Raw genomic sequence first — 23,261 nt, 5'->3', positions numbered from 1 at the left:
ACCTCGTCCGAGGCGCGCGGTGCGGGGGCGCCCGCGGGCGCGGGCAGCGCGGTGCTCACGGCCGGTGAGGCGCCGTGGCGTGCGCCGCGCCAGCCCAGGCCCGCCCAGGTCGCCGCCGCCGCCACCACTAACAGCCCGCCGAGCGCGAGCCCGCGCCTCACGCGTCGGGGCTCCACGCCTCATAGTCGCCGGTAGCCGAGGCGCGTTGACCGCCCTTCTCCAGCGCACCCTGCGGGCGATAGGCCAGCGCGGTGCCGGTGAGATTGGGCACCGCCGGCTTCTGCCACTGCCGCGGCGGCGGCAGGTTCTGGTCGGGTGTGCCGTCGACCTGATGGTGCAGCCAGCTGAACCACTCGGGCGGCACGCGGCTGGCGTCGTTGGCGCCGGAGTAGATCACCCAGCGTCGCGGGTTGCCCGCGGTGTCGCGGCCGCCTTCCCAGTACGTGTTGCCGAGCGAGTCCTCGCCGACCTGGCGCTTGCCGCGCAGCCCGAGGATGGTGCCCCAGCTGGCGCCGTTCCACCAGGTGAAAGGATTGAGGTTGATGCCCATGGTGCCCCGCGCTTACCCGGCCCGCGGGCGCGGTTCAATGCCTGGCGGCGGTCGAGGAGCTAATCCTCCCTGCATGGCGGGGAGGATGGGAGCAACTCACCAGCTCACCCGGTCGCCCGCGCCGATGCCGAGCGCGGCGGCGCGGCCGCCGACCAGTTCGAGCACCGCCGCCACCGGCTCGCCCGAGCTCACCTTCGCCTCCGACAAAGGCGTGGTGCTCGGCGCGATCGCGGCGATGCTGTGGTCGGCGCGGATGAACAGGATGTCGAGCGACATCGGCGTATTCTTCATCCAGAAGTCCGCCACCTGCGGCGCGCCGCCGCCGGCGGGATAGGGTGCGAACAGCATCGCGTCGTCGGGCTGCAGGTCGGTGCGGAACATCAGCCCCTGCGCCTGCTGCGCCGCGGTCTCGGCCACCTCGGCGCGGAAGGTGTGGCGCTTGCCACCGCTCTCGATCGTCACCGGCACCGTGCGGCGCTGCGGGTTGGGCGTCTCGCTGGTCATGGCGGAGGACGAGGGCGACGGCTCGGTCGCGGGGGTGCCGCGCCCGCACGCGGCGAGCAGCAGCGCGGACGCGAGCAGCGCGGTGCGGCTCACTCGATCACCGCCACCGCGACGGCCAGCGGCCCCTTGCGGCCCTGGACGATGCGCGCGCGCAGCCGCTGGTCGGGCTGCGCCTCCGCGATCCCGGCACGCCGCAGCGTCTCCATGTGGACGAAGATGTCGCCCGGCCGCTCGACCGCGACCAGGAAGCCGTAGCCTTTGATGCGATTGAACCATTTGACCGTGACTTCCTCCCACTCGCCGGCCTCGGCGGCCAGTGCGCCTGGATCGACGCGGGCGCGATCGCGGTCACGCATCGTCTCCAGCGCGACCGTCAGATCGATGTCCGCGATCGTCACCGCCTGCCATCCGCGCTGGCCCTGTACCGCGGTGCCGCTGACCCGCGCGCCCTCGGGCAGGGTCCGCCGGCCGAACGCCTGGAGCACGCTGAAGTGGAGCAGGATATCGCCCATCGCGGGATCGTCGGATACGATGAAGCCGAACCCGCGCGTCGCGTCGAACCACTTGAGAACGCCCGATACCGCTACCGAGACGGCGTCAGCCGTCGGCAGTCCGGCCGGATCGAGCGGATCGCCGGCGGTAGCGGAAGCCTCGTCTCGCACGTCGCGTCGTCGTCCCCTTCTTCGCCGTGTCGCAGCGTTAACGCTCGCCTATCGGTGCACTGCACAATGATCCTTGGCAAGCGCCGATGCATCATTCCTCGTCCAGAATCGCGCCGGGTTCGGCCTCGACGATGCGACGCGCCAATGACGGGGCGTGACCGGCGCGCAGCAGCTGGCCGAGCTGACGCGCGCGCTGTGCCGCGTCGGCCGGCGCGTCGGCGAACGGACCGATCCGCTTGCGCCGCGCGAGCCGCAGCGCGCTCGCCAGCGCACCCGCGCGCGCCTGTGCCAGCACGGGGGCGGCGTCGTCCGGGTCGAGCCCGGCGGCGCGCAGCGTCTCGGCGACGCGTCGCGCGCCATAGCCGCGCCGACCCAGCGCGGCGCCCTTCTGCTCGGCGAAACCGCGATCGTCGACATAGCCCAGCGCCGCCATCCGCTCCGCCACCGCTGCCGGATCCACCGGCGCACCGTCCCAGCCGCGCTCGCGGATCTTGCGCGCGAGGTAGGCGCTGAGCTTGCCGCGGGTGGTCGCGAACCGCTCGACGTAGCGGAGCGCGAGCCGCTCGAGCGCCGCCTGGTCGAGCGGCGGCGGCCGGCGGCGCGAGGAGGCCTCGGGGGAAGGGGGCAGCGACACGGCCATGTTTGTGCCACACTGGCATCCGATTTTGAACGCTCGGCCAAAGTACGCCTTTAACCGCTTAACTATTGCACCGGCGTGACCGCTGCGACAGGAACACAGGATGACGACCGACATCGCCCCGACTGCCTCCCAGACGCGACCGACGCCGACGGCCGACCCGCTGCCGCGCCGCTTCGCCGATTTCGCGACGCTGGGCGAGGCGCTCGACTATGCCGCGCGGGGCGGCCGCGGCCTCAACTTTCACGACGCGCGCGGCACGCTGGTGCGCGCCTATGGCTTCACCGCGCTGCGCGACGACGCGCGCGCCTGCGCCTATCGCCTGATCGCGGCGGGCGTGACGCCGGGCGACCGTGTCGCCCTGGTGGCCGAGACCAGCGCCGAGTTCGCGGCGCTCTTCTTCGGTGCGGTGCTCGCCGGCGCCTGGCCGGTACCGCTCCCACTGCCGACCTCGTTCGGCGGGCGCGATTCCTACATCGACCAGCTCCGCGTCCAGCTCGCCAGCTGCGATCCGGTGATGCTCGTCTTCCCGCCCGAGCTGGCGCAGATGGCCGGCGCCGCGGCCGAGGCGGCGGGCGTCCGCGGGGTCGACTGGGTCGAGTTCGCCACCCATCCCGGGCCGGAGGCGGCGCTGCCCGCGAGCACGTCGGACGATGTCTGCTATCTGCAATATTCCAGCGGCTCCACCCGCTTCCCGCACGGCGTGGCGATCACGCACCGCGCGCTGCTGAGCAACCTCGCCGCGCACGCGCACGGCGTGCAGATCATCGAGACCGACCGCTGCGTCTCGTGGCTGCCGTGGTATCACGACATGGGGCTGGTCGGCTGCTTCCTCTCGCCGGTCGCCAACCAGGTCTCGACCGATTACCTCAAGACCGAGGATTTCGCGCGCCGCCCGCTGTCCTGGCTGGACCTGATCAGCCGCAACCCGGGCACGTCGCTGAGCTACTCGCCGACCTTCGGCTATGACATCTGCGCGCGCCGCATCTCCAGCCAGACCAAGGCGTCGGATCGCTTCGACCTGTCGCGCTGGCGCGTCGCGGGCAATGGCGCCGACATGATCCGGCCCGACGTGATGCAGGCCTTCGTCGACGCCTTCGCCGACGCGGGCTTCCAGGCGACCGCCTTCCTGCCGAGCTACGGCCTCGCCGAGGCGACGCTGGCGGTGTCGCTGATGCCGCCGGGCGAGGGCATCCGCGTCGAGCTGGTCGAGGAGACCGAGCTCTCGGGCATGCAGCACGGCGAGGACCGGCCGCAGCGCTACCGCGCGATCGTCAATTGCGGCAAGCCGGTGCGCGACATGGAAGTCGAGGTGCGCGAGGAGGACGGCACGCCGCTCCCCGACGGCGCGATCGGCAAGGTGTGGTGCCGCGGGCCGAGCGTGATGGTCGGCTATTTCCGCGACCCCGGCGCGACCGAGGCGTGCCTGATCGACGGTTGGCTCGACACCGGTGACATGGGCTACATGTCCGGCGGCTATATCTTCATCGTCGGCCGCGCCAAGGACATGATCATCATCAACGGGCGCAACCACTGGCCGCAGGACATCGAGTGGGCGGTGGAGCAGCTCCCCGGCTTCAAGGCCGGCGACATCGCGGCCTTCGCGATCACCACGCCCGGCGGCGAGGAGACTCCGGCAGTGCTGGTGCAGTGCCGCAGCTCGGACGAGGTCGAGCGCGTGCGGTTGCGCGACGAGATCCGCGACCGCGTCCGCTCGGTGACCGGCATGAACTGCGTCGTCGAGCTGATCCCGCCGCGCACGCTGCCGCGCACCAGCTCGGGCAAGCTCAGCCGCGCCAAGGCGCGCAATCTCTATCTCGCCGGCGAGATCAAGCCCTACGACCTCGCCGCCTGAGGCCGGCGCCGCCCGCGCCGGACGACGGGCGGTGATTCTTCGTCCATTCCGGAGGCGGTCTTCGGCTCGGATCTCGTTCGGGCACGCAAGTGCTTGACAGGCCCTGCCTTGTTACCGGCAACCCGATGCCGATAAGCCGGCAGGTTCGTGCCGGCGGCAACGCTTCGTCAACGACGAGGGAGCTAAGGCTCGGGCGTGACACGCGATCCCACCTCCCCGCCGGCATCTGTGCCGATCCGCGCGCGCCTCGGGCTGCGTCGTAGCGCCGAGCGCGCCGCCGGCCACCGCGAGATCACGGTGGAGCGGGCGGCGGAGCGGACGGTGGCGCGGCGACTCGCGCCCGCGCTGCTCGCCGCGCACGCGCTCGGTGCGGGCGCCGCGGCGGCGCTGCTGCGCGACTCGGTGGCGCTACCGTGGCTGATCGGCTGGGGTGCGGCGGTGGCGACCGCGGCGGCGGTGCTGACGCGGCTGATCGTCGCGCGTGCCGAGCCCGAGGCGCCGCTGCCGCTCGCCGCGGCGAGTGCCGCGGCCGCCACACTCGCCGCCGCCTGGGCGGCGGTGCCGCTGCGCCTCGCCGTCGCCGCCGATCCCGCGGCCGCCTACGCGCTGGACCTGCTGCTCGCCACCGTGATGACCGCCTCCGCGCTGACCCTGGCGACGTTCCCGCCGGCGGCGCTGGTCTTCCTCACCGGCACCGCCGCGGCGACGGCCGCGCCGCTCGCGCTCGCCGGTCGGCCCGTCGTGGCCGCCATCGTCGTCGCGCTCGCGCTGCTGTTGGCGGGAGCGGTGTGCGTCCGCGCGCGCGGGGTCGCGCGACTCGGCGCCGCGGAGAGCGCGCTGCGCGAGCGCGAGGCGACGGTGCAGCTGCTGCTGCGCGACTTCGAGGAGGGCGCCGACTGGCTGTGGCAGACCGACGCCGCGCGTCGGATCATCGGCGCCAGCGAGCGCTTCGCGCGCGCCTGCGGCATCACCGCGGCCGAGCTGGAGGGTATGCCGCTGCTGCGGCTGCTCGCCGGCGCCGACTGGGAGAGTGCCACGGCCTCGGACGAGCTGCGCCTGATCGCGGACAAGATGACCCGGCGCGAGCCGTTCAGCGACGTCGCGCTGCCGGTCACGGTCGGTGACGCGGCGCGCTGGTGGCAGATCGCCGCGGCGCCGCGGCTCGACGCGGCGGGTCGCTTCGCCGGCTATCGCGGCGTGGTGTCCGACATCACCGAGCAGCGCGCCTCGGCCGAGCGGATCAACCGGATGGCGCGCTTCGACGCGCTCACCGGCCTTCCCAACCGCCTCTCGGTGAACGAGGAGCTCACCCGGGCGCTGAGCGAGGCGGAGCGCTGGCGCGCGCGCTGCGCCTTCATGATGATCGACCTCGACCGCTTCAAGGCGGTCAACGACACGCTCGGCCACCCCGTCGGCGACCGGCTGCTGCGTCGCGTGTCGGAACGGCTCGCCGAGCTGGTCACCGAGAACGAGCTGATCGGCCGACTGGGCGGCGACGAGTTCGCGGTGGTGGTGCGCGACGCGGGCGACGCCGGGCGGCTCGAGCGGCTGGCACACACCATCATCGAGACGCTGTCGCGCCCCTATGAGGTGGATCAGCACACGCTCTATATCGGCGCCTCGGTCGGCGTCGCCACGGGGCCGCGCGACGGCCGCACGGCGGAGACGCTGATCCGCTCGGCCGACCTCGCGCTGTATCGCTCCAAGGACCGGGGCGGCGGCGTCTACCACGCCTACGTGCCCCAGCTGCATCTCGAGGCGGAGGAGCGTCGCGTGATCGAGCTGGCGCTGCGCCGCGCGCTCGACAACGACGAGCTTCACCTCGCCTATCAGCCGGTGGTCGACTCGCGCAGCGGCGCGGTGCGCGGGTTCGAGGCGCTGCTGCGCTGGAGCCATCCCGAGCTGGGCGACATCCCGCCGGCCAAATTCGTGCCGATCGCCGAGGAAGCGCGGCTGATCGCGCCGATCGGCGAGTGGGTGCTGCGCACCGCCTGCGCCGAGGCGGCGGGCTGGCCCGACGACGTGCGCGTCGCCGTGAACGTCTCGCCCGAGCAGCTCCACAATCCGCAGTTCGTCGGAGTGATCACCGACACGCTGGCGCGCACCGGCCTGCCCGCGCGCCGGCTCGAGCTGGAGGTGACCGAGAGCGTGTTCCTGCGCGAGGGCACCGGCGCGGTGAAGCTGCTCAAGCAGATCCTCGATCTCGGCGTCGGGCTCAGCCTCGACGATTTCGGCACCGGCTACTCCTCGCTCGGCTATCTGAGCGCCACCCGCTTCTCCTCGATCAAGATCGACCGCAGCTTCGTCCAGGCGGCGTCGCGCGGCACGCTCGAGGCGATCGCGATCATCCGCGCCGTGGTCGCGATGGCGCAGAGCATGGGCATGGCCACCACCGCCGAGGGAGTCGAGACCGAGGCCGAGCTGCGGCTGGCGCAGGAGCTGGGCTGCGGCAGCATCCAGGGCTTCTACTTCGGTCGCCCGCTGCCGGTGACCGAGGCGCGCGCGCTCGCCATCGCGGTGCGCCGACCCGACGCGTCGCCCGCCGCCACGCGCGCGGCCTGAGGCGCCCGACGCGCTCGCCCCTTGACGAACGCGCGCGCGGCGTCCAACAGCGCCGCGGCACAGGAGTGTAGCTCAGTTGGTAGAGCATCGGTCTCCAAAACCGAGGGCCGTGGGTTCGAGTCCCTCCACTCCTGCCAACCCGGATCGGTGTCGATGGATAGATTATCCGGCTTGCGCGTTCGCGGCTGCGACGTATTAGCTCTTCATCGCTGACATACGTCAACCACCAAGGGAGTAGCCACATGCGTTCCATTCTCGCCGGCGCCGCTGCGCTGAGCCTCGTCGCCACCCCGGCGCTCGCCGCCACCACCGCCAACCCCGCCGCTAGCCTGTCGGTCGCCGGCGCGCGCGCGTCGACCTCGACCGCGAAGGACAGCAAGCTGGCCGGCGCCGGCGTCTTCGGCGCGATCATCGCCGCCGGCATTGCCGCGATCGGCGTGATCGCGATCGTCAACGACAATGACGACGATTCGGACAGCAACTGATCAGGCCCGGTCGCCCCGGCGACCGGCGGTCAGGAATGACGAACGACGGGAGGGGTCGGCGCCGATGCGCCGGCCCCTTCTTCGTGGCAGCGCCAACGGGCCTGTGCCGCCGCCGCGCTTGCCTTTTCGCCGCGGCCACCATATGTCCGCTCGCACTTCCGACAGCACGGACGGTCTACCATCGCTTTCCCCGAGACGGGGAAGCGGTAGCGGGCCCATGCCGGTAGCTGGCGGGACATTCTATCACGGCTCAACAAGGGCTCAGTATCGTGGCGAAGACGACCCCGCTCGAGTTCATCCGCCAGGTCCGCACCGAGACCGCCAAGATCGTGTGGCCGACCGGCCGCGAGACGATCATGACGGGGGTGATGGTCGTGGTGATGACCACGGTCCTGGCGCTGTTCTTCCTGGCGGTGGACTCGTTCTTCAACGCCGTGGTCAAGGCGCTGCTGAGCCTGGCGAAGTAAGGACGGGAAGCACGACGATGGCGCGCTGGTACATCATCCACGCCTATTCGGGGTTCGAGGGCAAGGTCCGCGACTCGATCATGGCCGAGGCGACCCGCATGGGGCTCGAGCAGCTGGTCGAGCAGATCGAGGTGCCGACCGAGACGGTGACGGAGGCGCGCCGCGGCAAGAAGATCGCGGTCGAGCGGAAGTTCATGCCCGGCTACGTGCTGGCCAAGCTCAACATGAACGACGACGTCTACCACCTCGTCAAGAACACCCCCAAGGTGACGGGCTTCCTCGGCTCCTCGGGCAAGCCGCAGGCGATCTCGGACGCCGAGGCGGCGCGCATGCTCAACTCCAAGGAGGAGGCGGCGGTCGCCCCCAAGACCAAGGTCAAGGTCGATTACGAGATCGGCGACGCGGTCAAGGTGCTCGAGGGCCCGTTCGCGAGCTTCAACGGCACCGTGGAAGAGCTCGATTTCGACAAGTCCAAGGTCAAGGTCTCGGTCAGCATCTTCGGTCGCGCCACGCCGGTCGAGCTCGACTTCGAGCAGGTCGAGCGCAGCAAGTGAGCGATGCCGCCCCCGCCACCGCCCCCGCGGGGGCGACGGGCTGAGCCGCGCCGCGGCGGGGAACGGGCCGCGTGAGCGCTACCGCTGTGGCGCGCTGCCCTGCGCGCCGGCGGGGTTGTCGGACACGCTGAGGCGCGGCAGCACCAACTCACCCGACGGCACCTCCACGACAGATACCACCGGCTGCGCGTCGGCCAGCCATGGCGCGGGCGCGTGCGGCGCGAGATCGGCGCGCTTGCGCTGCTGGCGCACCTCCAGCCCCGGCGTGAGCAGCGGCGTCGGCGTGCGGCGGAACTGGGCCGGGGTCATGCCAACGAACTCGCGGAACTCGCGGTTGAGGTGCGAGGCGTCGTAGAAGCGCAGCTCGGCGAGTTCATCGGCACTCGGCACCGCGAGCCCGCGCATCACCGCGGCCATGTCGAGGAAGCGGCTGCGTCGCATCACCGTCTTGGGAAGGTGGCCGAAATGCTGTCGCACGGCGCGGTCCAGCCGGCGCCCCGAGATGCCGAACTCCGCCGCGATCTCCGTCACGGGGCGAGTCGGATCGACCCGCGCGATCCGCTCGAAGCGCGCGCTGACGATGTCGGCCGCCGCGGCGCGGACGACGAGATGCTCGCGCACCACCTGATGGAGCCGGGCGAAGGTCTGTTCGTGGTCGAACACGTCGTCGCAGGCCCAACGCAGCGCCTCGTTCCACCGCCCGGGCGCGATCGGCACGAGCCGATCCGCGAGCGCGTCGGCGGGGGCGTCGCTGAAGCCGTACCAGCCGCCCGGCCTGATCGCGAATCCGGCGGCGACGATCGGACCGACACAGCGCACCGGGAAGCGGCGCTGCTGCGCGCCGAACAGCATCGGCCCCTCATAGTCCCGCCACGCTCCCTCGACCATCGTCGACCACCGGCCGATCACGGGCACGCGGACGTAAGCTGTTTCATGTAGAAGGAAATCTTCGAGCACCGCGTCACTCGGCCGATCGAAGATCGTGACGAAGAAGCGCGCGACAAAGGGAGCAAGATCGTCGGGCGGCGTCCGACTCAGCGAGAGCGGAGCGCCATCCCGCGAAGTTCCTGTACGTGGGATGAAGCCGCCCATGATTTGGCGATTACGACTTGAGGCTCGCCGCGGCAACAATCGCATCGACCTTGCCCACCGATCCAGGCGCTAAATTACGTACAATTCGGCGGCCGTCTCGGCCACTCGCCGGTACCGCCCGCTCGCGGCGACCGCGTCGGGACCTTGCCAGGACGCGGCGCTTCGGCTAAGCGCGCCGGCTTCCACCGCATCATTGGATGGAACGCCGCGGGAGGGCGGGGCTGCGGCCGCGCCCGGATGGACCGCTAGACTTGAACCGGACGCTCTCCCCGGGAGCGGCCAGTAACAGAGTGAGACGAATGGCAAAGAAGATCACAGGCTATATCAAGCTGCAGGTGCCCGCGGGCGCTGCCAACCCGTCGCCGCCGATCGGCCCGGCGCTGGGTCAGCGCGGCGTCAACATCATGGAATTCTGCAAGGCGTTCAACGCGCAGACCGCTGACATGGAGAAGGGCTCGCCGCTGCCCACCGTGATCACCGTCTACGCCGATCGCAGCTTCTCCTTCATCACGAAGACGCCGCCGGCGACCTTCCTGATCAAGAAGGCGGCCAACCTGAAGTCGGGCTCCAAGGAGCCGGGCAAGGTGTCCGCGGGCAAGATCACCCGCTCGGCGCTGGCCGAGGTCGCGCAGGTCAAGATGAAGGACCTGAACGCGAACGATCTCGAGGCGGCGACCCGCATCATCGAAGGCTCGGCCCGCGCGATGGGCCTCGAAGTGGTGGAGGGCTGAGGCCGTGGCGAAGGTGAGCAAGAAGCAGAAGGCCTGGACGATCGACCGTGAGAAGCTGCACGGCGTCGACGAGGCGATCGCGCTGGCGAAGCAGAACGCGTCGTCGAAGTTCGACGAGACGATCGAGATCGCGCTGAACCTCGGCGTCGATCCGCGCCACGCCGACCAGATGGTCCGCGGCGTCGTCACGCTGCCGGCCGGCACCGGCAAGACCGTCCGCGTCGGCGTGTTCGCGCGCGGCGCCAAGGCCGACGAGGCGCGTGCCGCGGGTGCGGACGTGGTCGGCGCCGAGGACCTGATGGAGACGGTCCAGGGCGGCACGATCGACTTCGATCGCTGCATCGCGACCCCGGACATGATGGGCGTGGTCGGCCGCCTGGGTAAGGTGCTCGGCCCCAAGGGCCTGATGCCGAACCCGAAGCTGGGCACGGTGACGATGAACGTGGCCGAGGCGGTGAAGGCCGCCAAGGGCGGTCAGGTCGAATATCGCGTCGAGAAGGCCGGCATCATCCACTCGGGGATCGGCAAGGCGAGCTTCGGCGCCGAGGACCTGCGCCGCAACTTCGACGCGTTGGTCGACGCGGTGGTGAAGGCCAAGCCGTCGGGCGCCAAGGGCAAGTACGTCAAGAAGATCGCGGTCAGCTCGACGATGGGCCCGGGGATCAAGGTCGACGTCGCCGAGGTCGCGGGCGCCTGACGCCCCCCGCCCCGGCTCGCCGGGGCGCCTCGAACGCACGCCACGGCACGCCGGGGCGTCGCGACGAACGAACAGCGGAAGGGCCGGGAGCGATCCCGGCCCTTCTCGCGTCCGCACCCCGTCGCAACGACGTGGAGCCGCCGCCGGCTTTAGCGTACGTCGGCGCGAACGAAGGGAAAGCGGGATGCCGCAGTTCGGCGACTATCAGCTGGCGATCTATCTCGCCGGCTTGGAGGGGATCGTGCCGGAATGGCCGGTCGATTTCGCCACGCTCGAACAGCGCGCCGAGGCGGCGATGCCGCCGTCGCTGCTCACCTATGTCCAGGGCGGCTGCGGCGACGAGCTGACCCAGCGCCGCAACGCCAGCGCCTTCGCGCACTGGGGCATGGTGCCGCGGATGATGGTCGACAGCGCGCAGCGGGACCTCTCCGCCGACCTGTTCGGGACGCGGCTCGCCTCGCCGCTCTTCATGGCGCCGATCGGCGTCACCGGCCTGTGCACGCCTGACTCGCACGGCGACCTCGCCGCCGCCGGGGCCGCGGCCGGGACCGGCGTGCCGCTCTGCGCCTCGACGCTCGCCAACGACCGGCTCGAGGACGTGATCGCCGCCACCGGCGACACCCCCGCGCTCTTCCAGCTCTACACGCCGCGCGACCGCGACCTCGCCGCCAGCCTGGTGCGCCGCGCCGAGGCGGCCGGCTACCGCGCCATCGTGGTGACGCTCGACACCTGGGTCACCGGCTGGCGCCCGCGCGACCTCAACACCGCCAACTTCCCGCAGCTGCGCGGCCACGTGCTGGCCAATTACTTCAGCGACCCGGTGTTCCGAAGCCTTCTCGCGCGGCCGCCCGAGGAGGACCGCCGCGCCGCGGTGATGACCTGGGCGGCGACGTTCGGTCAGGTGCTCACCTGGGACGACCTGCCGTGGTTGCGCTCGCTCACCGCACTGCCGATCGTGCTCAAGGGCCTGTGCCATCCCGATGACGCGCGGCGCGCGATCGACGGCGGCGCCGACGCGGTCTACGTCTCCAACCACGGCGGACGCCAGGCGAACGGCGGGATCGCCGCGATCGACCTGCTGCCCGACATGGCGGCGGCGGTGGCGGGGCGCGTCCCGGTGTGGTTCGACGGCGGGGTGCGCAGCGGCACCGACATCGTCAAGGCGGTGGCGCTCGGCGCCGACCTCGTCGGCGTCGGGCGACCGTACAGCTACGGCCTCGCGCTGGGCGGCGCGGCGGGCTGCGCGCACGTGCTCAAGTGCCTGCTCGCCGAGGCCGACCTGCTGATGGCGGTCAACGGCTGGCCCACGCTCGCCGCGGTGCGCGAGGCGGGCGCCCGGCGAGTGGAGGCGTAGCCGGAGGCGATCGCAGGATCAACTGATCCTCCCCTGCAAGGGAGAGGCCAGCCCGTCACCGCACCCGCGCTGGCTGCGGCCCCACGGTGGCGGACACGCGCACCGGCACGCGGCCGATCTTGCGCGCCAGCGCCGGCGGGTCGATCAGCGTCACTCGACCGCCCTTCCACTGCAGGTCGTTCTCACGCCGGGCCTGCTGCACCATGCGGTTGACGTGAACCGAGGTCAGGCCCAGCGCGTCCGCCAACGTCTCCTGCGTCAACGGCAGGTCGAAGCTGGTGCCGCGCGCCATGCCGTTGAGGGTGAGCCGCTCGTGGAGCTCGAGCAGAAGATCGCCGATCCGCTCCTGCGCGTTGAGCCGACCGAGCCGGGTCACCTGCGCCAGCACATAGGCCTGGTCGAGCGCGTCGCCCACCGCGTAGACGGTGCGCAGCGCCGAGCCGGCAGCGGCGGGCGGCGCCGCGCAGACCAGCACGTCGGTGAGCGCGACGATCGTCGCCACCGCCACCGGACGCGGCTGCGGGCAATGGCCCACCACGTCGCCGGGCAGGAGGAAGCTGAGGAACTGGCGCCGACCGTCGGGCAGCAGCCGAACCCGCGCCGCCCAGCCGCGCAGCAGCAGCAGCGGCTCGGCGATCTCGCGCCCCTCGCTCACCAGCTCGCGCCGGGCGCGGATCGTCTGCGCCTGCGCGGAGGCGGCGACGATCGTCTCGATCACCTCGGCATCGAGCGGCGCGAGCGCGGCGAGCCGCTGCAACGCGGGTTGACGATCGTCGATGATGGTGGCGGCGCGGATCATGGCACGTCCTCCGATGCGAGTAGTTGGTCGAGCGCGGCGAGCACCGTCGGCACCGCGAACGGCTTGGGCACACGCGGCACGTGGCGGTAGGCGTCGGGCAAGGCCCAGTCGTCATAGCCGGTGACGAACACGAAGGGCACGCCGCGCGCGGCGAGCCGGTCGGCGATGGCGAGCGACGAGTCGCCCTCGAGGTTCACGTCCAGCAGCGCGGCGGCGATATCCTCGCGCTCGGCGAGATCCAGCCCGGCGGCGAGACTGCTCACCGGGCCGATCACCAGCGCTTCCTCGGCGGCGAGCGCGCGACGCAGGTCGGAGGCGATGAAATACTCATCCTCCACGACCAGGATCTGTTTGCCCGCGAGTCGCCCCGGCATCGTCACGCTCCTTCCTCGTCGCCGCCCAGCGGCAGCGCGATCGTGCAGCGAACGCCGCCACCGCGGAACTCGAGCCGGGTCTCGGCACCGAGCCGATACGGTAGAGCCTCCTCGATCAACTCGGTCCCGAACCCCTGCCGCGCGGGGCCTACCGGGACCGCTGGCACGCCCCGCTCGACCCAACTAAGGTCAAGTCGGCGCGCCGATCTTCCATCTACATTAACATTCCAGGTGATCGAGAGCGACCCTCCTGGCGCGCGAAAGGCGCCGAATTTTAAGGCGTTGGTCGCGAGCTCGTGGATCGCGAGGCCGAGCAGCTCGACGGCGTCGACCGGCAGCGCCACGTCCGGACCCGCCATGGTGAGCCCGGGCCCATCGCTGACACCGACGCTCAGCAGTTCGTCGCGGATCAGGTTCTCCAGATCCACGGTGCCGCTGGCGTTGAGCGTCGCGCTCACCTGCGTGCGCGCCAGCGCGTCGAGCCGGCCGCGGAAATGGTCGGCGACGTCGTCGAGCGACTCGCTTCCCTCGACCGTGCGCGCGAACACCGATCGCACCACGGTGAGGATGTTGCGCACGCGGTGCTGCAGCTCGGCGACGAGCACGCGCTGCCGCTCCTCGAGCAGCTGCATGTCGCTGATATCGGTCGCGGCGCCGAGCCAGTGCGTGATCTGACCGGCGCCGTCGCGCACCGGCACCTGGCGGATCAGCAGCGCGCGATAGCCGCCCTCGGCCTGGCGGACGCGGCACTGCACCGTGACCGGCTCGCCCGCGGCGTAAGCGCGGCGGAACGCGCGCGTCACCTTGCCGGCCTCGCTCGGATGGATCAGCTCCATCCAGCCGCTGCCTGAGGCCTGCTCGTCGGTCTGGCCGGTGATCGCGTGCCACTGTCGGTTCGAGGCGATGCGCAGGCCGTCGAGATCGACGCGCCACAGCATGGCGGGCACCAGCTCGAGCGTGAGGCGGCGCTGCTCCTCGCTGTCGCGCAGCGCCATCTCGGCGCGCTTGCTGTGCAGCGCCTGCACGATCGCCGGTGCCAGTTCCTCCGCCGCGGCGAGATCCTCCTCGCGGAAGCCGCCGGGGCGGTTCCCCAGGCCCACCATGCCGATCACCGCGCCGTTCTGGCGCAGCGGCACGCCGAGGAAGCTCTCCAGCGGCGGGTGGCCGGCGGGCGTGCCGATTCGATCGTCATGGGTGGCGGCGTCGTTGAAGATGAGCCCCTTTCCCTCGCGCAGCACGCGCCCGTAGAGACCGTGGATAGGTAGGCCGGTGGGCACCTTGCCGTGCGGCCAGTCGCTCTTCGCGGCCTCGAACGCGGCCCAGCCGCGCGCGCTGATCGCGATCTCGTCGAGCAGATCGGTGGTGCGATCGACCTCGCCCATGAAGCTGAAGCCAGCGCCCGTGACGTCCTCGGCGACGCGGAGGCAGACGCGCCCGAGCGCCTCCAGCGAGGGAGCGGTGAGCGCCTCGTGAAAGATCCCGTTGATGCCTTCCAGCACCGCGTTCTTGCGCGCGAGCGTCGCCATCAGGCTGGTCTCGTCGCGCGGCTCCATCCTCATCGCTCTCATCCCTGGCGGGCCAACGCCTCCCGGCAAAATTGGCTCAAATTAAACACCTTAACTTATGTCTTCGCGCAGCCGCACGAGGGTAATCGGCGCGCAGCGGCGACACCTCGCGGCGCCGGCTCAGGCGGAAACCTGTGCGGGAAGGATACCACCGCCAACCGTCGATCGAGACGCCGTTTACCGCACGGACGCGGGATCCCAGGGCCAAGCCCAACGACGACACGCGAGGCGTGACCATCCCGAGCCCCCGCGTTCGCGGGGGAACAGCGAGACGTTCGCGAAGGCGCTCAGGCCGGGATGACACGAGTGGCAGCGTGAAGCGCGGGGTCGCGTCACCGAGTTCAGCGCGCCCCCGCCGTCGTCGGCGCCGCCGCGCCGCGACCGCGGTAACGGTCGAACCAGGCCAGGATCGCCGCCGCCTTGGCCGCCGACTGCGACGGCCGCGACGTGAAGCCGCCGTGGCTCGCGCCCGGTACCTTCACCAGCGCGGTCGGCACCTTGGCGATCTGGAGCGCGGCGTAATATTGCTCCGACTCGCTCACCGGGGTGCGGTAATCCTCGCTGCCCACCACCACGAGCGTCGGCGTCGTCACGTTGCCGACGAGGCTGAGCGGCGAGCGCACCCAATAGCTCATCGGATCCTCCCACGGCAGCTTGCTGAACCAGTAGCGCGAGGTGAAGGTGGTGTTGTCCATCGTCAGCGCCTCGCTGAGCCAGTTGATCACCGGCTTCTGCGTCGCCGCCGCCTTGAAGCGGTGCGTCTTGCCGACGATCCAGGCGGTCAGCACCCCGCCGCCCGAGCCGCCGGTGACGAACAGGTTATCCCCGTCGGCGGTGCCGTCGGCGATCGCGGCGTCGACCGCGGCCATCAGGTCGTCATAGTCGGCGGAGGGATAGTTCTTGTCGATCAGGTTGGCGAACTCGGCGCCGTAAGAGGTCGAGCCGCGCGGGTTGACCCACAGCACGGCATAGCCCGCCGCGGCGTAGAGCTGGACGTCGCTGGCGAAGGTCGGGCCATAGGCCGAGTGCGGGCCGCCGTGGATCTCGAGGATCAGCGGCACGCGCTGTCCCGCGGCGCGCGTCGGCGGGGTGGCGAGCCAGGCGTCGATCGCGCGGCCGTCGGGCGCGGTGACGCTCAGCTTGCGGACGGGGGCGAGCGTTTTGGCGGCGGTCATCACCGCGTTGAGCTGGGTCAGCCGGCGCGGCTTGCCGCCGGCGAGCACCCAGACGTCGGCCGGCGCGCCCGCGTCGCCGCCGGTGTAGGCGACCGTACCGTCGCGCGCGACCGAGAAGTCGCCGCCGGTATAGGGCCGGTCGAGCCCGCTGCCCTGGAGATTGTCGGCGATCACGCTGAGCCTGCCGTCGGTGCCGATGCGCGCGAGCTTGCGCTGGCCGCGGTCGTCGTAGCTGGCGTAGAGGCTGCGCCCGTCGCGCGCCCATTGCACGTCCTCGACGCTGCGATCGAGCGCGCCGGTGAGCGAGCGCGGCGCGCCGCCGTCGGCGCCGCCGACGTAGAGCTGCGCGTCCTCATAGCCGCGGCGATGGTCGTCGAAGCCGATCCACGCGACCCGCTGGCCGTCGGGCGAGACGCGCGCGTTGGCGTCCGGTCCCTGGCGGGTGGTCAGGGCGGTGACCGAACCGGTGGCGACGTCGACCGACTGGACGTCGGTGTTGAGCACCTCGCGCTCGGTGTCGCCGGCGCGGATCGCGGCGAAGAGGAGACGACGCCCGTCGGGGCTCCACGCCAGCGGGCCGTCGTCGTCGAAGCGACCGAAGGTGAGCTGGCGCGCCGCGCCGCCGTCCGCCGCGACGACGAACACGTGCGCGTAGCCGGGCTTGCGATAGCCGGGGCCGTCGTTGCGATAGGTGACGCGATCGATCACCTCGAGACCCGGCGCCCATTTGGCGCCCTCGGGCTTGGCGGGCGCCTTGCCGAGCGTCGTGCCCTCGCCCGCGACGGTGGCGACATAGGCGAGGCGGGTGCCGTCGGGCGACCAGGCGAGCGCGCTCGGGTCGCCGGGCAGCGAGGTGACGCGCGCGCTGCTGCCGCTGGCGATCCAGCGCACGAACAGCTGCGACTGCTCGCCGTCGCCCGCGACATAGGCGACCCGCGTCCCGTCGGGCGACCAGCGCGGCGCGCTGCCCGAGGTGGCGAACGGGGTCTGGCGCCCGCTGGCCACGTCGATCAGCCAGAGCGAGGAGCCCATGCGGTCGGTCATGATGTCGCCCGCGCGTCGGACGTAGACGATCGTCTTGCCGTCCGGGCTGATCTGCGGGTCGCTCGCGACCGACAGACCGAACAGGTCGGCACCGGTGAAGAGGCGGGTGGGACCGTCCGCGGCGGCGGGCGGCTGCTGCGCGACGGCGGGGGCGGCGAGCAGGGCGAGGCAGAGGGCGAGACGGGAGAGCGCTGGACGCACGATGGGGACGACTCCGCGGAAGGTGGGACGCGCGCGATCATGGACGAAAGTATCGGCGGCGCAATGAGGCGAGAGGGTGAGGTTTGGGGCGAAGTGAAGGGCGCGAGGAAGAGCCCTCGTACAAGGAGTGGTGTCCTACCCCGAGCGCGAGCGTGCCCCGGCGGGGCCCGGGGCCCAGGTGGGGACGTGGGTGGCTCTCGCACCGTCTTCCCGACTGGGCCCCGGCCTCCGCCGGGGCACGCGCCCGCGATGGCGAACGCTCCCGACGGACGGCCGCACATGCGCTGCGGTAGATCATGAAACGAGTCCAGTTGTGGCCCGAGCGGGCGGCGCGACCTCCCGCGCCCCGCCCCTCCCATATCGGCGGGGCCCCCTTCCTTCCCGGCCCGCCTCTGTTACGCTCCCCGCAACGACGAACATCGGGAGGGAACGGGCATGACCCCGGACGGCGACCAGCGCGCGAGCGGCTATGCGTGGTACGTGCTCGCGGTCCTGTTCGTCGTCTACATCCTCAACTTCGTCGACCGGCAGGTGATCTCGATCCTCGCCGAGGACATCAAGCGCGACCTCCACCTGCGCGACGAGGACCTGGGCTTCCTCTACGGCACCGCCTTCGGCGTCTTCTACGCGCTGTTCGGCATCCCGCTCGGCCGCCTCGCCGACAGCTGGCACCGCGTGCGGCTGATGACGGTGGGACTGGCGCTGTGGTCGACCATGACCGCGCTCTCCGGCCTGGCGGGCGGGGGCGCGCAGCTCGCCGCCGCGCGCGTCGGCGTCGGGGTCGGCGAGGCGACCGCGTCGCCCTCGGCCTACTCGCTGATCTCGGACTATTTCCCGCGCAAGCTGCGCGCCACCGCGCTGTCGATCTACTCGGCGGGCATCTATGTCGGCGGGGGCTGCTCGCTGCTGGTCGGCGGGCTGGTGGTGCAGCATTGGCAGCGCGCCTTCCCGGTCGATCCGCCGCTCGGCCTCGCCGGCTGGCAGGCCGCCTTCCTCGCGGTCGGGCTGCCCGGGCTGCTGCTCGCCGCGCTGGTGGCGACGCTGCGCGAGCCGGTGCGCGGCGCGGTCGAGGGGCTGCCCGCGCCACCGCCGCATCCCGCGCCGTTCCGCGCCTTCGGCAGCGAGCTGCTGACGATCCTGCCCCCGCTCACCCTGATCGCGGCGGCGCGGCGCGGGGTCGGCGCGCTGGCCGTCAACCTCGTCGCGCTGGCGGCGGTGGTCGCGGCGGTGGCGCTGCTACGCGTGCTCGGCGAGCCGCTGCCGCAGTGGGTCGCGGTCGGCACCGGCGTCTACGCGGTCTTCTCCTGGGCGAGCGCGCTGCGCCGCCGTGACCCGCCGACCTTCGCGCTGATCGTCGGCACGCCCGCGTTCCTGTGCGTCGTCGTGGCGTACGGGCTCAACGCTTTCCTGAGCTACGCCGCCTCCTTCTGGGCGGCGCCTTACGCGATGCGCGCGCTCGCGGTGTCGCCGGCGCAGGCCGGGCTGATCCTGGGCGGCGGTGCGGCGCTGTCGGGCTTCCTCGGGGTGACGAGCGGCGGGCTGATCGCGGACCGGCTGCGGCGGACCAACCCTTCCGGGCGACTGGTGCCGGTACTGTGCGGGGCGGTGCTGCCGGTGCCCTTCCTCGTGATCGGCTTCACCGCGAGCGCGCCGCTGACGCTCTACCTGTGCCTGTTCGCGTCGCAATATCTGGCGAGCTGGGGGCTGGGCTCGGCCGCGGCGGCGACGCAGGACCTGGTGCTGCCCCGGATGCGCGGTACGGCGACGGCGACCTTCTTCATCGGCACGACGCTGCTCGGGCTGGCGCTCGGCCCGTACCTGGCGGGGCGGATCTCGACGCTGAGCGGCAGCCTGTCGACCGGGATGCTGGCGCTGCTCGCGGTCGTGCCGCTCGGCCTGGCGGCGGGCGTGGCGGCCTACCGGCTGGTGCCCGAGGCGGAGCGGACGCGCGAGAACCGCGCGCAGGCGGCGGGGGAGCTGGGGTGAGGCGGCTGGGAGAGACGCGCGCCTCTCCTCGCCCTCCGGCGCCCCCTCAAGCGCTGGCGTCATCCTGACCTTGTTTCAGGATCCACCGTCCCGCGAGCGCCTCGGCGTCTGAGACTGCGGCACGGTCGACCCTGAGACGAGCTCAGGATGACGGTAGCAATGAGAGACCGGCGCTGCCGGCCCCTCCCCTCACCCCGCCTGGAACACACCGCAGGCGATGCGCGCGCCCGAGTTGCCGCTGGGATCGGTCTTGAGGTCGTCCTGCCCCGCGTGGATCACCATCGCGGCGCCGTCCGCGTCGAGCAGCCCGGCCATGGTCGCGCCCGGGATCGTCGCCCCGATCGTGCCGCGGCCGTCGTTGCCGATGACGAGGTTGGGCAGGTCGCCCTGGTGCGGCCCCTGCGGGTTCATCGCGCCGTGCTTCATCTGAGTCGGGTTCCAGTGACCGCCCGCGCTCTCGAAGCCCGGCGGGTCGCAGCGACCGACCATATGGACGTGCGCGCCGTGCGTGCCCGGCGGCATCCCGCTGGCGTCCACGGTGAAGCGCAGCCCCCCCGCCACCTCGGTGACGGTGGCGCGGCCGACCGGCGCGCCCGTCCCGGTGGCGAGCTGCGCGGTGGCGCTGGCGCCGCCGGGCATCGGCGCCCCCGTGTCCATCTTCGCCTGATCGTTGCACGCCGCGAGCGCCAGCGCCGCCAGCCCCACACCCGTCATCGCCGTGATCCGCCGCATCGCTCGCTCCCTGTTGTCACTGATCCATGTTCTTGCCGCAGGCAACCCGCGGGCCGCGCGCGCGGTTCCCGCGCCCGACCGGCACGGTTCACCGGTGCCCGTGCGCGATCAGCTGGGTCATCCGCCGCCCGACATAGGCAGCCTGCACGATCGCGAGCACCAGCACCACGTTGAGCACCACGATCTCGATCAGGAAGAACCACAGGGGCGTCCCCGCGATCATGCTGAGCCCGAGCAGGATCGTGCGCGGGTTGGCGCCGAGCACCGCGGCGGCGGGCAGCAGCTTGCGCCCCTCCTCGCGCGCGATCTGCGCGATGCGGCGGCGCTCGGGCGGGTCCGCCGCCGCGCTCGCCACCAGCGCGTTCACCACCTGGGTCGGCCCCGACATCTTGTGCCACGCCCAGAGGTACAGAGCGGAGAGCCGCACGCCGATGCCGTCGCCGCCCGACTTGGCGGTCTGCAGCCACGGCACGTCATAGGCCCACCACTGATAGGTCCGACGCTGGCTCTCGGCGAAGACCGACTGGACCGCGCGGCTCACCCCCGCGAGCACGACGATCGGCCAGGCGACCCAGCCGATCCGGTCGTCCATCGCCGCGCCCAGCAGCGTGTACATCACCGCGTGCCCGGCATAGTCGCACAGCCCGTCGACGATCTCGCCCGAGGGCGAGGCGCGACCCGACATTCGCGCCAGCGCACCGTCGGCGCCGTCCACCACGTGCCACAGGCAATGGAGCAGGAAACCGAGCGCCATCGCCGCGGGCGTCCCCACCCGCGCGTAGAGCACCGCCGCCGCCATCACCATCAGCGCACCGGTGATCGAGACCATGTTCGGCGTCACCGGCGTGGGCACCAGCGCGCGCGCCAGCACGTGCGCGAGCGGGTGATAGATCGTCCTGTTCAGAAAGCCTTGTAGCTCGCGCGGCTTCCCCGCCACAGCCGGTTCGGAATCGTTCACGCGTTCCTCGTGCATTTGCCCCGGCGCGCCTATACAGGCGTTCGGTCCGCTTGACAGTTGCCACGTATCTGTCACGAAGCGGCAACGTATATGTCTTCAGCTCGGCTAGGGGCCGACAAGTGGGGTAGAATGGCTTCGATCAAGGTGGCGGTCATCGGGGTTGGGAACTGCGCGAGCAGCCTCGTGCAGGGCAAATACCACTATGCCGGCAGCAACACCGCCGCCGGTCTGATCCATGAGGAGATCGGCGGCTACAAGGTCGGCGACCTCGATTTCGTCGCGGCGTTCGACGTCGACTCGCGCAAGGTCGGGCTCGACCTGGGCGAGGCGATCTTCGCCAAGCCGAACTGCACCAAGGTATTCCACGCGGACGTGCCCAAGACCGGGACGATCGTGAAGATGGGTGCCAAGCTCGACGGCGTCGCGCCGCACATGCTCACCGCCGCCAACGACCGCGGCTTCGAGATCGACGACACGCGCGACGCCGAGAAGGCGGAGATTATCGCCGAGCTGAAGCGCTCGGGCGCCGAGATCCTGGTCAACTTCCTGCCGGTCGGCAGCCAGGAGGCGACCGAATTCTACATGGAGTGCGCGCTCGAGGCAGGCCTCGGCGTGGTCAACTGCATGCCGGTGTTCATCGCCTCGCGCCCCGAGTGGGAGAAGAAGTTCGCCGACGCCGGCCTGCCGATCATCGGCGACGACGTGAAGGCGCAGGTCGGCGCGACGATCGTCCACCGCGTGCTGTCGAACCTGTTCGGCCAGCGCGGCGTGACGATCGATCACACCTACCAGCTCAACACCGGCGGCAACACCGACTTCATGAACATGCTCGACCGCAACCGGCTGGCGAGCAAGAAGGAGTCGAAGACCGAGGCGGTGCAGGCGGTGATCGCCGAGCGGCTCGCGGACGAGAACATCCACGTCGGCCCGTCGGACTACATCCCCTGGCTCGGCGACAACAAGCTGTGCTTCCTCCGGCTCGAGGGTGACCTGTTCGGCGGCGTGCCGATGAACCTCGAGCTGCGCCTGTCGGTCGAGGACTCGCCCAACTCGGCCGCGGTGGTGGTGGACGCGATCCGCTGCGTGAAGCTCGGCCTGGAGCGCGGCATCGCCGGCGCGCTCGAGGGTCCGTCGGCGTTCTTCTGCAAGCACCCGCCGCAGCAGGTGACCGACGACGTGGCGGCCGCGATGACCAACGAGTTCATCCACGCCGACGCCCGCCTCGCCGCCGAGTAAGGTCCTCCCCTTGCACGCGCTCATCGTCGCGGCCGGCTATGGCAGCCGGCTGCGCGCGGTCTCTCCCTCGAAGCCGCTGACGCTCGTGCAGGGCGTGCCGCTGATCGAGCGCGTGCTCCGGGCCGCGCTCGACGGTGGCGTCACCGACGTCACCGTCGTCACCGGCCACGAGGGCGAGCGGCTCGAGCGCCACCTCGCCTCGGTCGCCGCGACGCTCCACGTGCCGCTGCGCTGCGTGCGCACGCCCGACTGGTCGCTCGCCAACGGCCATTCGGTGCTGACCGGCGCGACGGCGATCGGCCCGTGCCGCCACCTGCTGATGATGGCGGACCATCTGCTCGACCCGGCGCTGATCGCGCGCGTCGTCGCGGCGCCCGAGGCGGCGCTCACGCTCGGCGTCGACCGCCGGCTCGACAATCCGCTGATCGACCTGGACGACGTCACGCGCGTGCGCACCGAGGGCGACCGCATCGTCGCGATCGGCAAGCACCTCCCGGACTATGACTGCTTCGACACCGGCGTGTTCGCGGTCGACGCGCGCTTCCATGACGCGCTGCGCGACTCGATCGCTGCCGGTGGCAGCGGCTCGATCTCCGCGGGAGTCGCGGCGCTGGCGGCGCGCGGCGAGGCACGGGTCGTGGACGTCGGTGACGCCTGGTGGCTCGACGTCGACGACCCGCGCGCGCTCGACCAGGCCGAGGCCGCGCTGGCGGCGCATCCCCGCGCTGCCTGACAGCAAGAAAATGTAACCTCGATCAGCGGGAACGTGTCCGTCCGCTATGTCATTGCCAGCGGCGAGACCCGACGACGAGGACTGCCATGGACACGAACAAGCACGGCTTCTCCTACCGCAGCTTCGCCGGCTGGCCCGCGCTGCTGGCGATCGCGCTGCTGATCGCGACGGTGCTGTACCTCAACTACGGCCGCGACGCGTCGGCGACGCGGCTCAAGCCCGCCACCGGCACCGCGCGCGCGATGGCGCTGGCGGCGCAGGGCGGCGAGACGGCGCCCGAGCGGCCGTAGCGCGCGCGAGCTCCCGCG

Annotated in this window: 23 protein-coding genes and 1 tRNA gene; 13 read left to right on the top strand and 11 right to left on the bottom strand. The window is 71.6% G+C overall.

The features are described from left to right. Positions 1 to 157 precede the first annotated feature (157 nt). From FHY05_RS14985 to FHY05_RS14970, 4 genes are all read right to left on the bottom strand, one after another. Entirely contained in the window at positions 158 to 550 is a 393-nt protein-coding gene (locus FHY05_RS14985; RefSeq protein ID WP_183945251.1) for an NADH:ubiquinone oxidoreductase subunit NDUFA12, read from the bottom strand. Positions 551 to 646: 96 nt separating this feature from the next. Then, positions 647 to 1,147, bottom strand: a complete 501-nt coding sequence (locus FHY05_RS14980; protein WP_311732494.1) for a DUF192 domain-containing protein — start codon at positions 1,145 to 1,147, stop codon at positions 647 to 649. Then, positions 1,144 to 1,716 carry a cold shock domain-containing protein gene (locus tag FHY05_RS14975; protein WP_311732493.1) on the bottom strand — a complete coding sequence of 191 codons (573 nt, stop codon included), beginning with the start codon at positions 1,714 to 1,716 and terminating at the stop codon, positions 1,144 to 1,146. The genes FHY05_RS14980 and FHY05_RS14975 overlap by 4 nt, the downstream gene beginning before the upstream one ends. A gap of 91 nt (positions 1,717 to 1,807) precedes the next feature. Then, on the bottom strand, positions 1,808 to 2,356 hold the full coding sequence (locus FHY05_RS14970) for a regulatory protein RecX (protein WP_183945250.1): 549 nt from the start codon (positions 2,354 to 2,356) through the stop codon (positions 1,808 to 1,810). 100 nt (positions 2,357 to 2,456) lie between these two features. Between FHY05_RS14970 and FHY05_RS14965 the strand changes: the two genes are divergently transcribed. The 6 genes from FHY05_RS14965 to nusG all read left to right on the top strand — a co-directional run bounded on the left by FHY05_RS14965 (position 2,457) and on the right by nusG (position 8,276). After that, positions 2,457 to 4,208 (top strand): fatty acyl-AMP ligase, encoded by a 1,752-nt coding sequence (locus FHY05_RS14965; protein ID WP_183945249.1) that lies wholly within the window; start codon positions 2,457 to 2,459, stop codon positions 4,206 to 4,208. Between the two features lie 195 nt (positions 4,209 to 4,403). Next, positions 4,404 to 6,770 (top strand): EAL domain-containing protein, encoded by a 2,367-nt coding sequence (locus FHY05_RS14960; RefSeq protein WP_311732492.1) that lies wholly within the window; start codon positions 4,404 to 4,406, stop codon positions 6,768 to 6,770. 61 nt (positions 6,771 to 6,831) lie between these two features. Then, a tRNA-Trp gene (locus tag FHY05_RS14955) sits at positions 6,832 to 6,907 on the top strand. 105 nt (positions 6,908 to 7,012) lie between these two features. After that, positions 7,013 to 7,255: a hypothetical protein gene (locus tag FHY05_RS14950; protein ID WP_183945248.1), complete on the top strand. Its 243-nt coding sequence runs from the start codon at positions 7,013 to 7,015 to the stop codon at positions 7,253 to 7,255. Positions 7,256 to 7,524: 269 nt separating this feature from the next. Further along, positions 7,525 to 7,722: a preprotein translocase subunit SecE gene (gene secE / locus FHY05_RS14945; RefSeq protein ID WP_183945247.1), complete on the top strand. Its 198-nt coding sequence runs from the start codon at positions 7,525 to 7,527 to the stop codon at positions 7,720 to 7,722. 17 nt (positions 7,723 to 7,739) lie between these two features. Next, on the top strand, positions 7,740 to 8,276 hold the full coding sequence (gene nusG, locus FHY05_RS14940) for a transcription termination/antitermination protein NusG (RefSeq protein WP_183945246.1): 537 nt from the start codon (positions 7,740 to 7,742) through the stop codon (positions 8,274 to 8,276). 78 nt (positions 8,277 to 8,354) lie between these two features. Here nusG and FHY05_RS14935 read toward each other — a convergent pair whose 3' ends face one another. Next, the gene (locus FHY05_RS14935) at positions 8,355 to 9,185 is read right to left on the bottom strand and encodes a helix-turn-helix domain-containing protein (protein ID WP_183945245.1); all 831 of its coding nucleotides are present in this window, start codon (positions 9,183 to 9,185) and stop codon (positions 8,355 to 8,357) included. 482 nt (positions 9,186 to 9,667) lie between these two features. On the opposite strand from FHY05_RS14935, the gene rplK reads away from it, so the two are divergent. From rplK to FHY05_RS14920, 3 genes are all read left to right on the top strand, one after another. After that, positions 9,668 to 10,099, top strand: coding sequence for a 50S ribosomal protein L11 (gene rplK / locus FHY05_RS14930; RefSeq protein WP_183945324.1), 432 nt, complete (start codon positions 9,668 to 9,670; stop codon positions 10,097 to 10,099). Positions 10,100 to 10,103: 4 nt separating this feature from the next. Continuing rightward, on the top strand, positions 10,104 to 10,796 hold the full coding sequence (rplA, locus tag FHY05_RS14925; RefSeq protein ID WP_132908955.1) for a 50S ribosomal protein L1: 693 nt from the start codon (positions 10,104 to 10,106) through the stop codon (positions 10,794 to 10,796). Positions 10,797 to 10,980: 184 nt separating this feature from the next. Beyond that, positions 10,981 to 12,150, top strand: coding sequence for an alpha-hydroxy-acid oxidizing protein (locus FHY05_RS14920; protein ID WP_183945244.1), 1,170 nt, complete (start codon positions 10,981 to 10,983; stop codon positions 12,148 to 12,150). A 55-nt stretch (positions 12,151 to 12,205) separates the two neighbouring features. Here FHY05_RS14920 and FHY05_RS14915 read toward each other — a convergent pair whose 3' ends face one another. From FHY05_RS14915 to FHY05_RS14900, 4 genes are all read right to left on the bottom strand, one after another. After that, positions 12,206 to 12,949, bottom strand: a complete 744-nt coding sequence (locus FHY05_RS14915) for a Crp/Fnr family transcriptional regulator (protein WP_183945243.1) — start codon at positions 12,947 to 12,949, stop codon at positions 12,206 to 12,208. After that, positions 12,946 to 13,323, bottom strand: coding sequence for a response regulator (locus FHY05_RS14910; protein ID WP_183945242.1), 378 nt, complete (start codon positions 13,321 to 13,323; stop codon positions 12,946 to 12,948). The genes FHY05_RS14915 and FHY05_RS14910 overlap by 4 nt, the downstream gene beginning before the upstream one ends. A gap of 2 nt (positions 13,324 to 13,325) precedes the next feature. After that, positions 13,326 to 14,882 (bottom strand): sensor histidine kinase, encoded by a 1,557-nt coding sequence (locus FHY05_RS14905; RefSeq protein WP_183945241.1) that lies wholly within the window; start codon positions 14,880 to 14,882, stop codon positions 13,326 to 13,328. 347 nt (positions 14,883 to 15,229) lie between these two features. Beyond that, positions 15,230 to 17,311, bottom strand: a complete 2,082-nt coding sequence (locus FHY05_RS14900; RefSeq protein ID WP_183945323.1) for a S9 family peptidase — start codon at positions 17,309 to 17,311, stop codon at positions 15,230 to 15,232. 432 nt (positions 17,312 to 17,743) lie between these two features. Between FHY05_RS14900 and FHY05_RS14895 the strand changes: the two genes are divergently transcribed. Further along, positions 17,744 to 19,294 (top strand): MFS transporter, encoded by a 1,551-nt coding sequence (locus tag FHY05_RS14895; RefSeq protein ID WP_183945240.1) that lies wholly within the window; start codon positions 17,744 to 17,746, stop codon positions 19,292 to 19,294. 189 nt (positions 19,295 to 19,483) lie between these two features. Here the strand turns inward: FHY05_RS14895 and FHY05_RS14890 are convergent, their stop codons facing one another. Together FHY05_RS14890 and FHY05_RS14885 are read right to left on the bottom strand one after the other, a co-directional pair. Next, positions 19,484 to 20,026: a superoxide dismutase family protein gene (locus tag FHY05_RS14890; protein WP_260181589.1), complete on the bottom strand. Its 543-nt coding sequence runs from the start codon at positions 20,024 to 20,026 to the stop codon at positions 19,484 to 19,486. Positions 20,027 to 20,114: 88 nt separating this feature from the next. Then, positions 20,115 to 20,984 carry a CDP-alcohol phosphatidyltransferase family protein gene (locus FHY05_RS14885; protein WP_183945239.1) on the bottom strand — a complete coding sequence of 290 codons (870 nt, stop codon included), beginning with the start codon at positions 20,982 to 20,984 and terminating at the stop codon, positions 20,115 to 20,117. Between the two features lie 129 nt (positions 20,985 to 21,113). Here FHY05_RS14885 and FHY05_RS14880 point away from each other — a divergent pair, with 129 nt between their 5' ends. The 3 genes from FHY05_RS14880 to FHY05_RS14870 all read left to right on the top strand — a co-directional run bounded on the left by FHY05_RS14880 (position 21,114) and on the right by FHY05_RS14870 (position 23,243). After that, entirely contained in the window at positions 21,114 to 22,220 is a 1,107-nt protein-coding gene (locus FHY05_RS14880; protein WP_183945238.1) for an inositol-3-phosphate synthase, read from the top strand. Positions 22,221 to 22,230: 10 nt separating this feature from the next. Further along, positions 22,231 to 22,953: an NTP transferase domain-containing protein gene (locus FHY05_RS14875; protein WP_183945237.1), complete on the top strand. Its 723-nt coding sequence runs from the start codon at positions 22,231 to 22,233 to the stop codon at positions 22,951 to 22,953. Positions 22,954 to 23,039: 86 nt separating this feature from the next. Then, positions 23,040 to 23,243 carry a hypothetical protein gene (locus FHY05_RS14870; RefSeq protein ID WP_183945236.1) on the top strand — a complete coding sequence of 68 codons (204 nt, stop codon included), beginning with the start codon at positions 23,040 to 23,042 and terminating at the stop codon, positions 23,241 to 23,243. Positions 23,244 to 23,261 lie beyond the last annotated feature (18 nt).

The sequence above is a fragment of the Sphingomonas sp. BK580 genome (genome assembly GCF_014194975.1).
Lineage (GTDB): Bacteria > Pseudomonadota > Alphaproteobacteria > Sphingomonadales > Sphingomonadaceae > Sphingomonas.
This window is presented reverse-complemented; position numbering and strand designations above follow the sequence as displayed.

Coding starts and splice junctions, on each gene's coding strand:
- FHY05_RS14970 (WP_183945250.1), bottom strand. CDS start 2,356: ATGGCCGTGTCGCTGCCCCCTTCCCCCGAGGCCTCCTCGCGCCGCCGG.
- FHY05_RS14965 (WP_183945249.1), top strand. CDS start 2,457: ATGACGACCGACATCGCCCCGACTGCCTCCCAGACGCGACCGACGCCG.
- FHY05_RS14870 (WP_183945236.1), top strand. CDS start 23,040: ATGGACACGAACAAGCACGGCTTCTCCTACCGCAGCTTCGCCGGCTGG.
- FHY05_RS14920 (WP_183945244.1), top strand. CDS start 10,981: ATGCCGCAGTTCGGCGACTATCAGCTGGCGATCTATCTCGCCGGCTTG.
- FHY05_RS14880 (WP_183945238.1), top strand. CDS start 21,114: ATGGCTTCGATCAAGGTGGCGGTCATCGGGGTTGGGAACTGCGCGAGC.
- nusG (WP_183945246.1), top strand. CDS start 7,740: ATGGCGCGCTGGTACATCATCCACGCCTATTCGGGGTTCGAGGGCAAG.
- FHY05_RS14890 (WP_260181589.1), bottom strand. CDS start 20,026: ATGCGGCGGATCACGGCGATGACGGGTGTGGGGCTGGCGGCGCTGGCG.
- FHY05_RS14910 (WP_183945242.1), bottom strand. CDS start 13,323: ATGCCGGGGCGACTCGCGGGCAAACAGATCCTGGTCGTGGAGGATGAG.
- FHY05_RS14905 (WP_183945241.1), bottom strand. CDS start 14,882: ATGAGGATGGAGCCGCGCGACGAGACCAGCCTGATGGCGACGCTCGCG.
- FHY05_RS14895 (WP_183945240.1), top strand. CDS start 17,744: ATGACCCCGGACGGCGACCAGCGCGCGAGCGGCTATGCGTGGTACGTG.
- FHY05_RS14915 (WP_183945243.1), bottom strand. CDS start 12,949: ATGATCCGCGCCGCCACCATCATCGACGATCGTCAACCCGCGTTGCAG.
- rplK (WP_183945324.1), top strand. CDS start 9,668: ATGGCAAAGAAGATCACAGGCTATATCAAGCTGCAGGTGCCCGCGGGC.
- FHY05_RS14950 (WP_183945248.1), top strand. CDS start 7,013: ATGCGTTCCATTCTCGCCGGCGCCGCTGCGCTGAGCCTCGTCGCCACC.
- FHY05_RS14985 (WP_183945251.1), bottom strand. CDS start 550: ATGGGCATCAACCTCAATCCTTTCACCTGGTGGAACGGCGCCAGCTGG.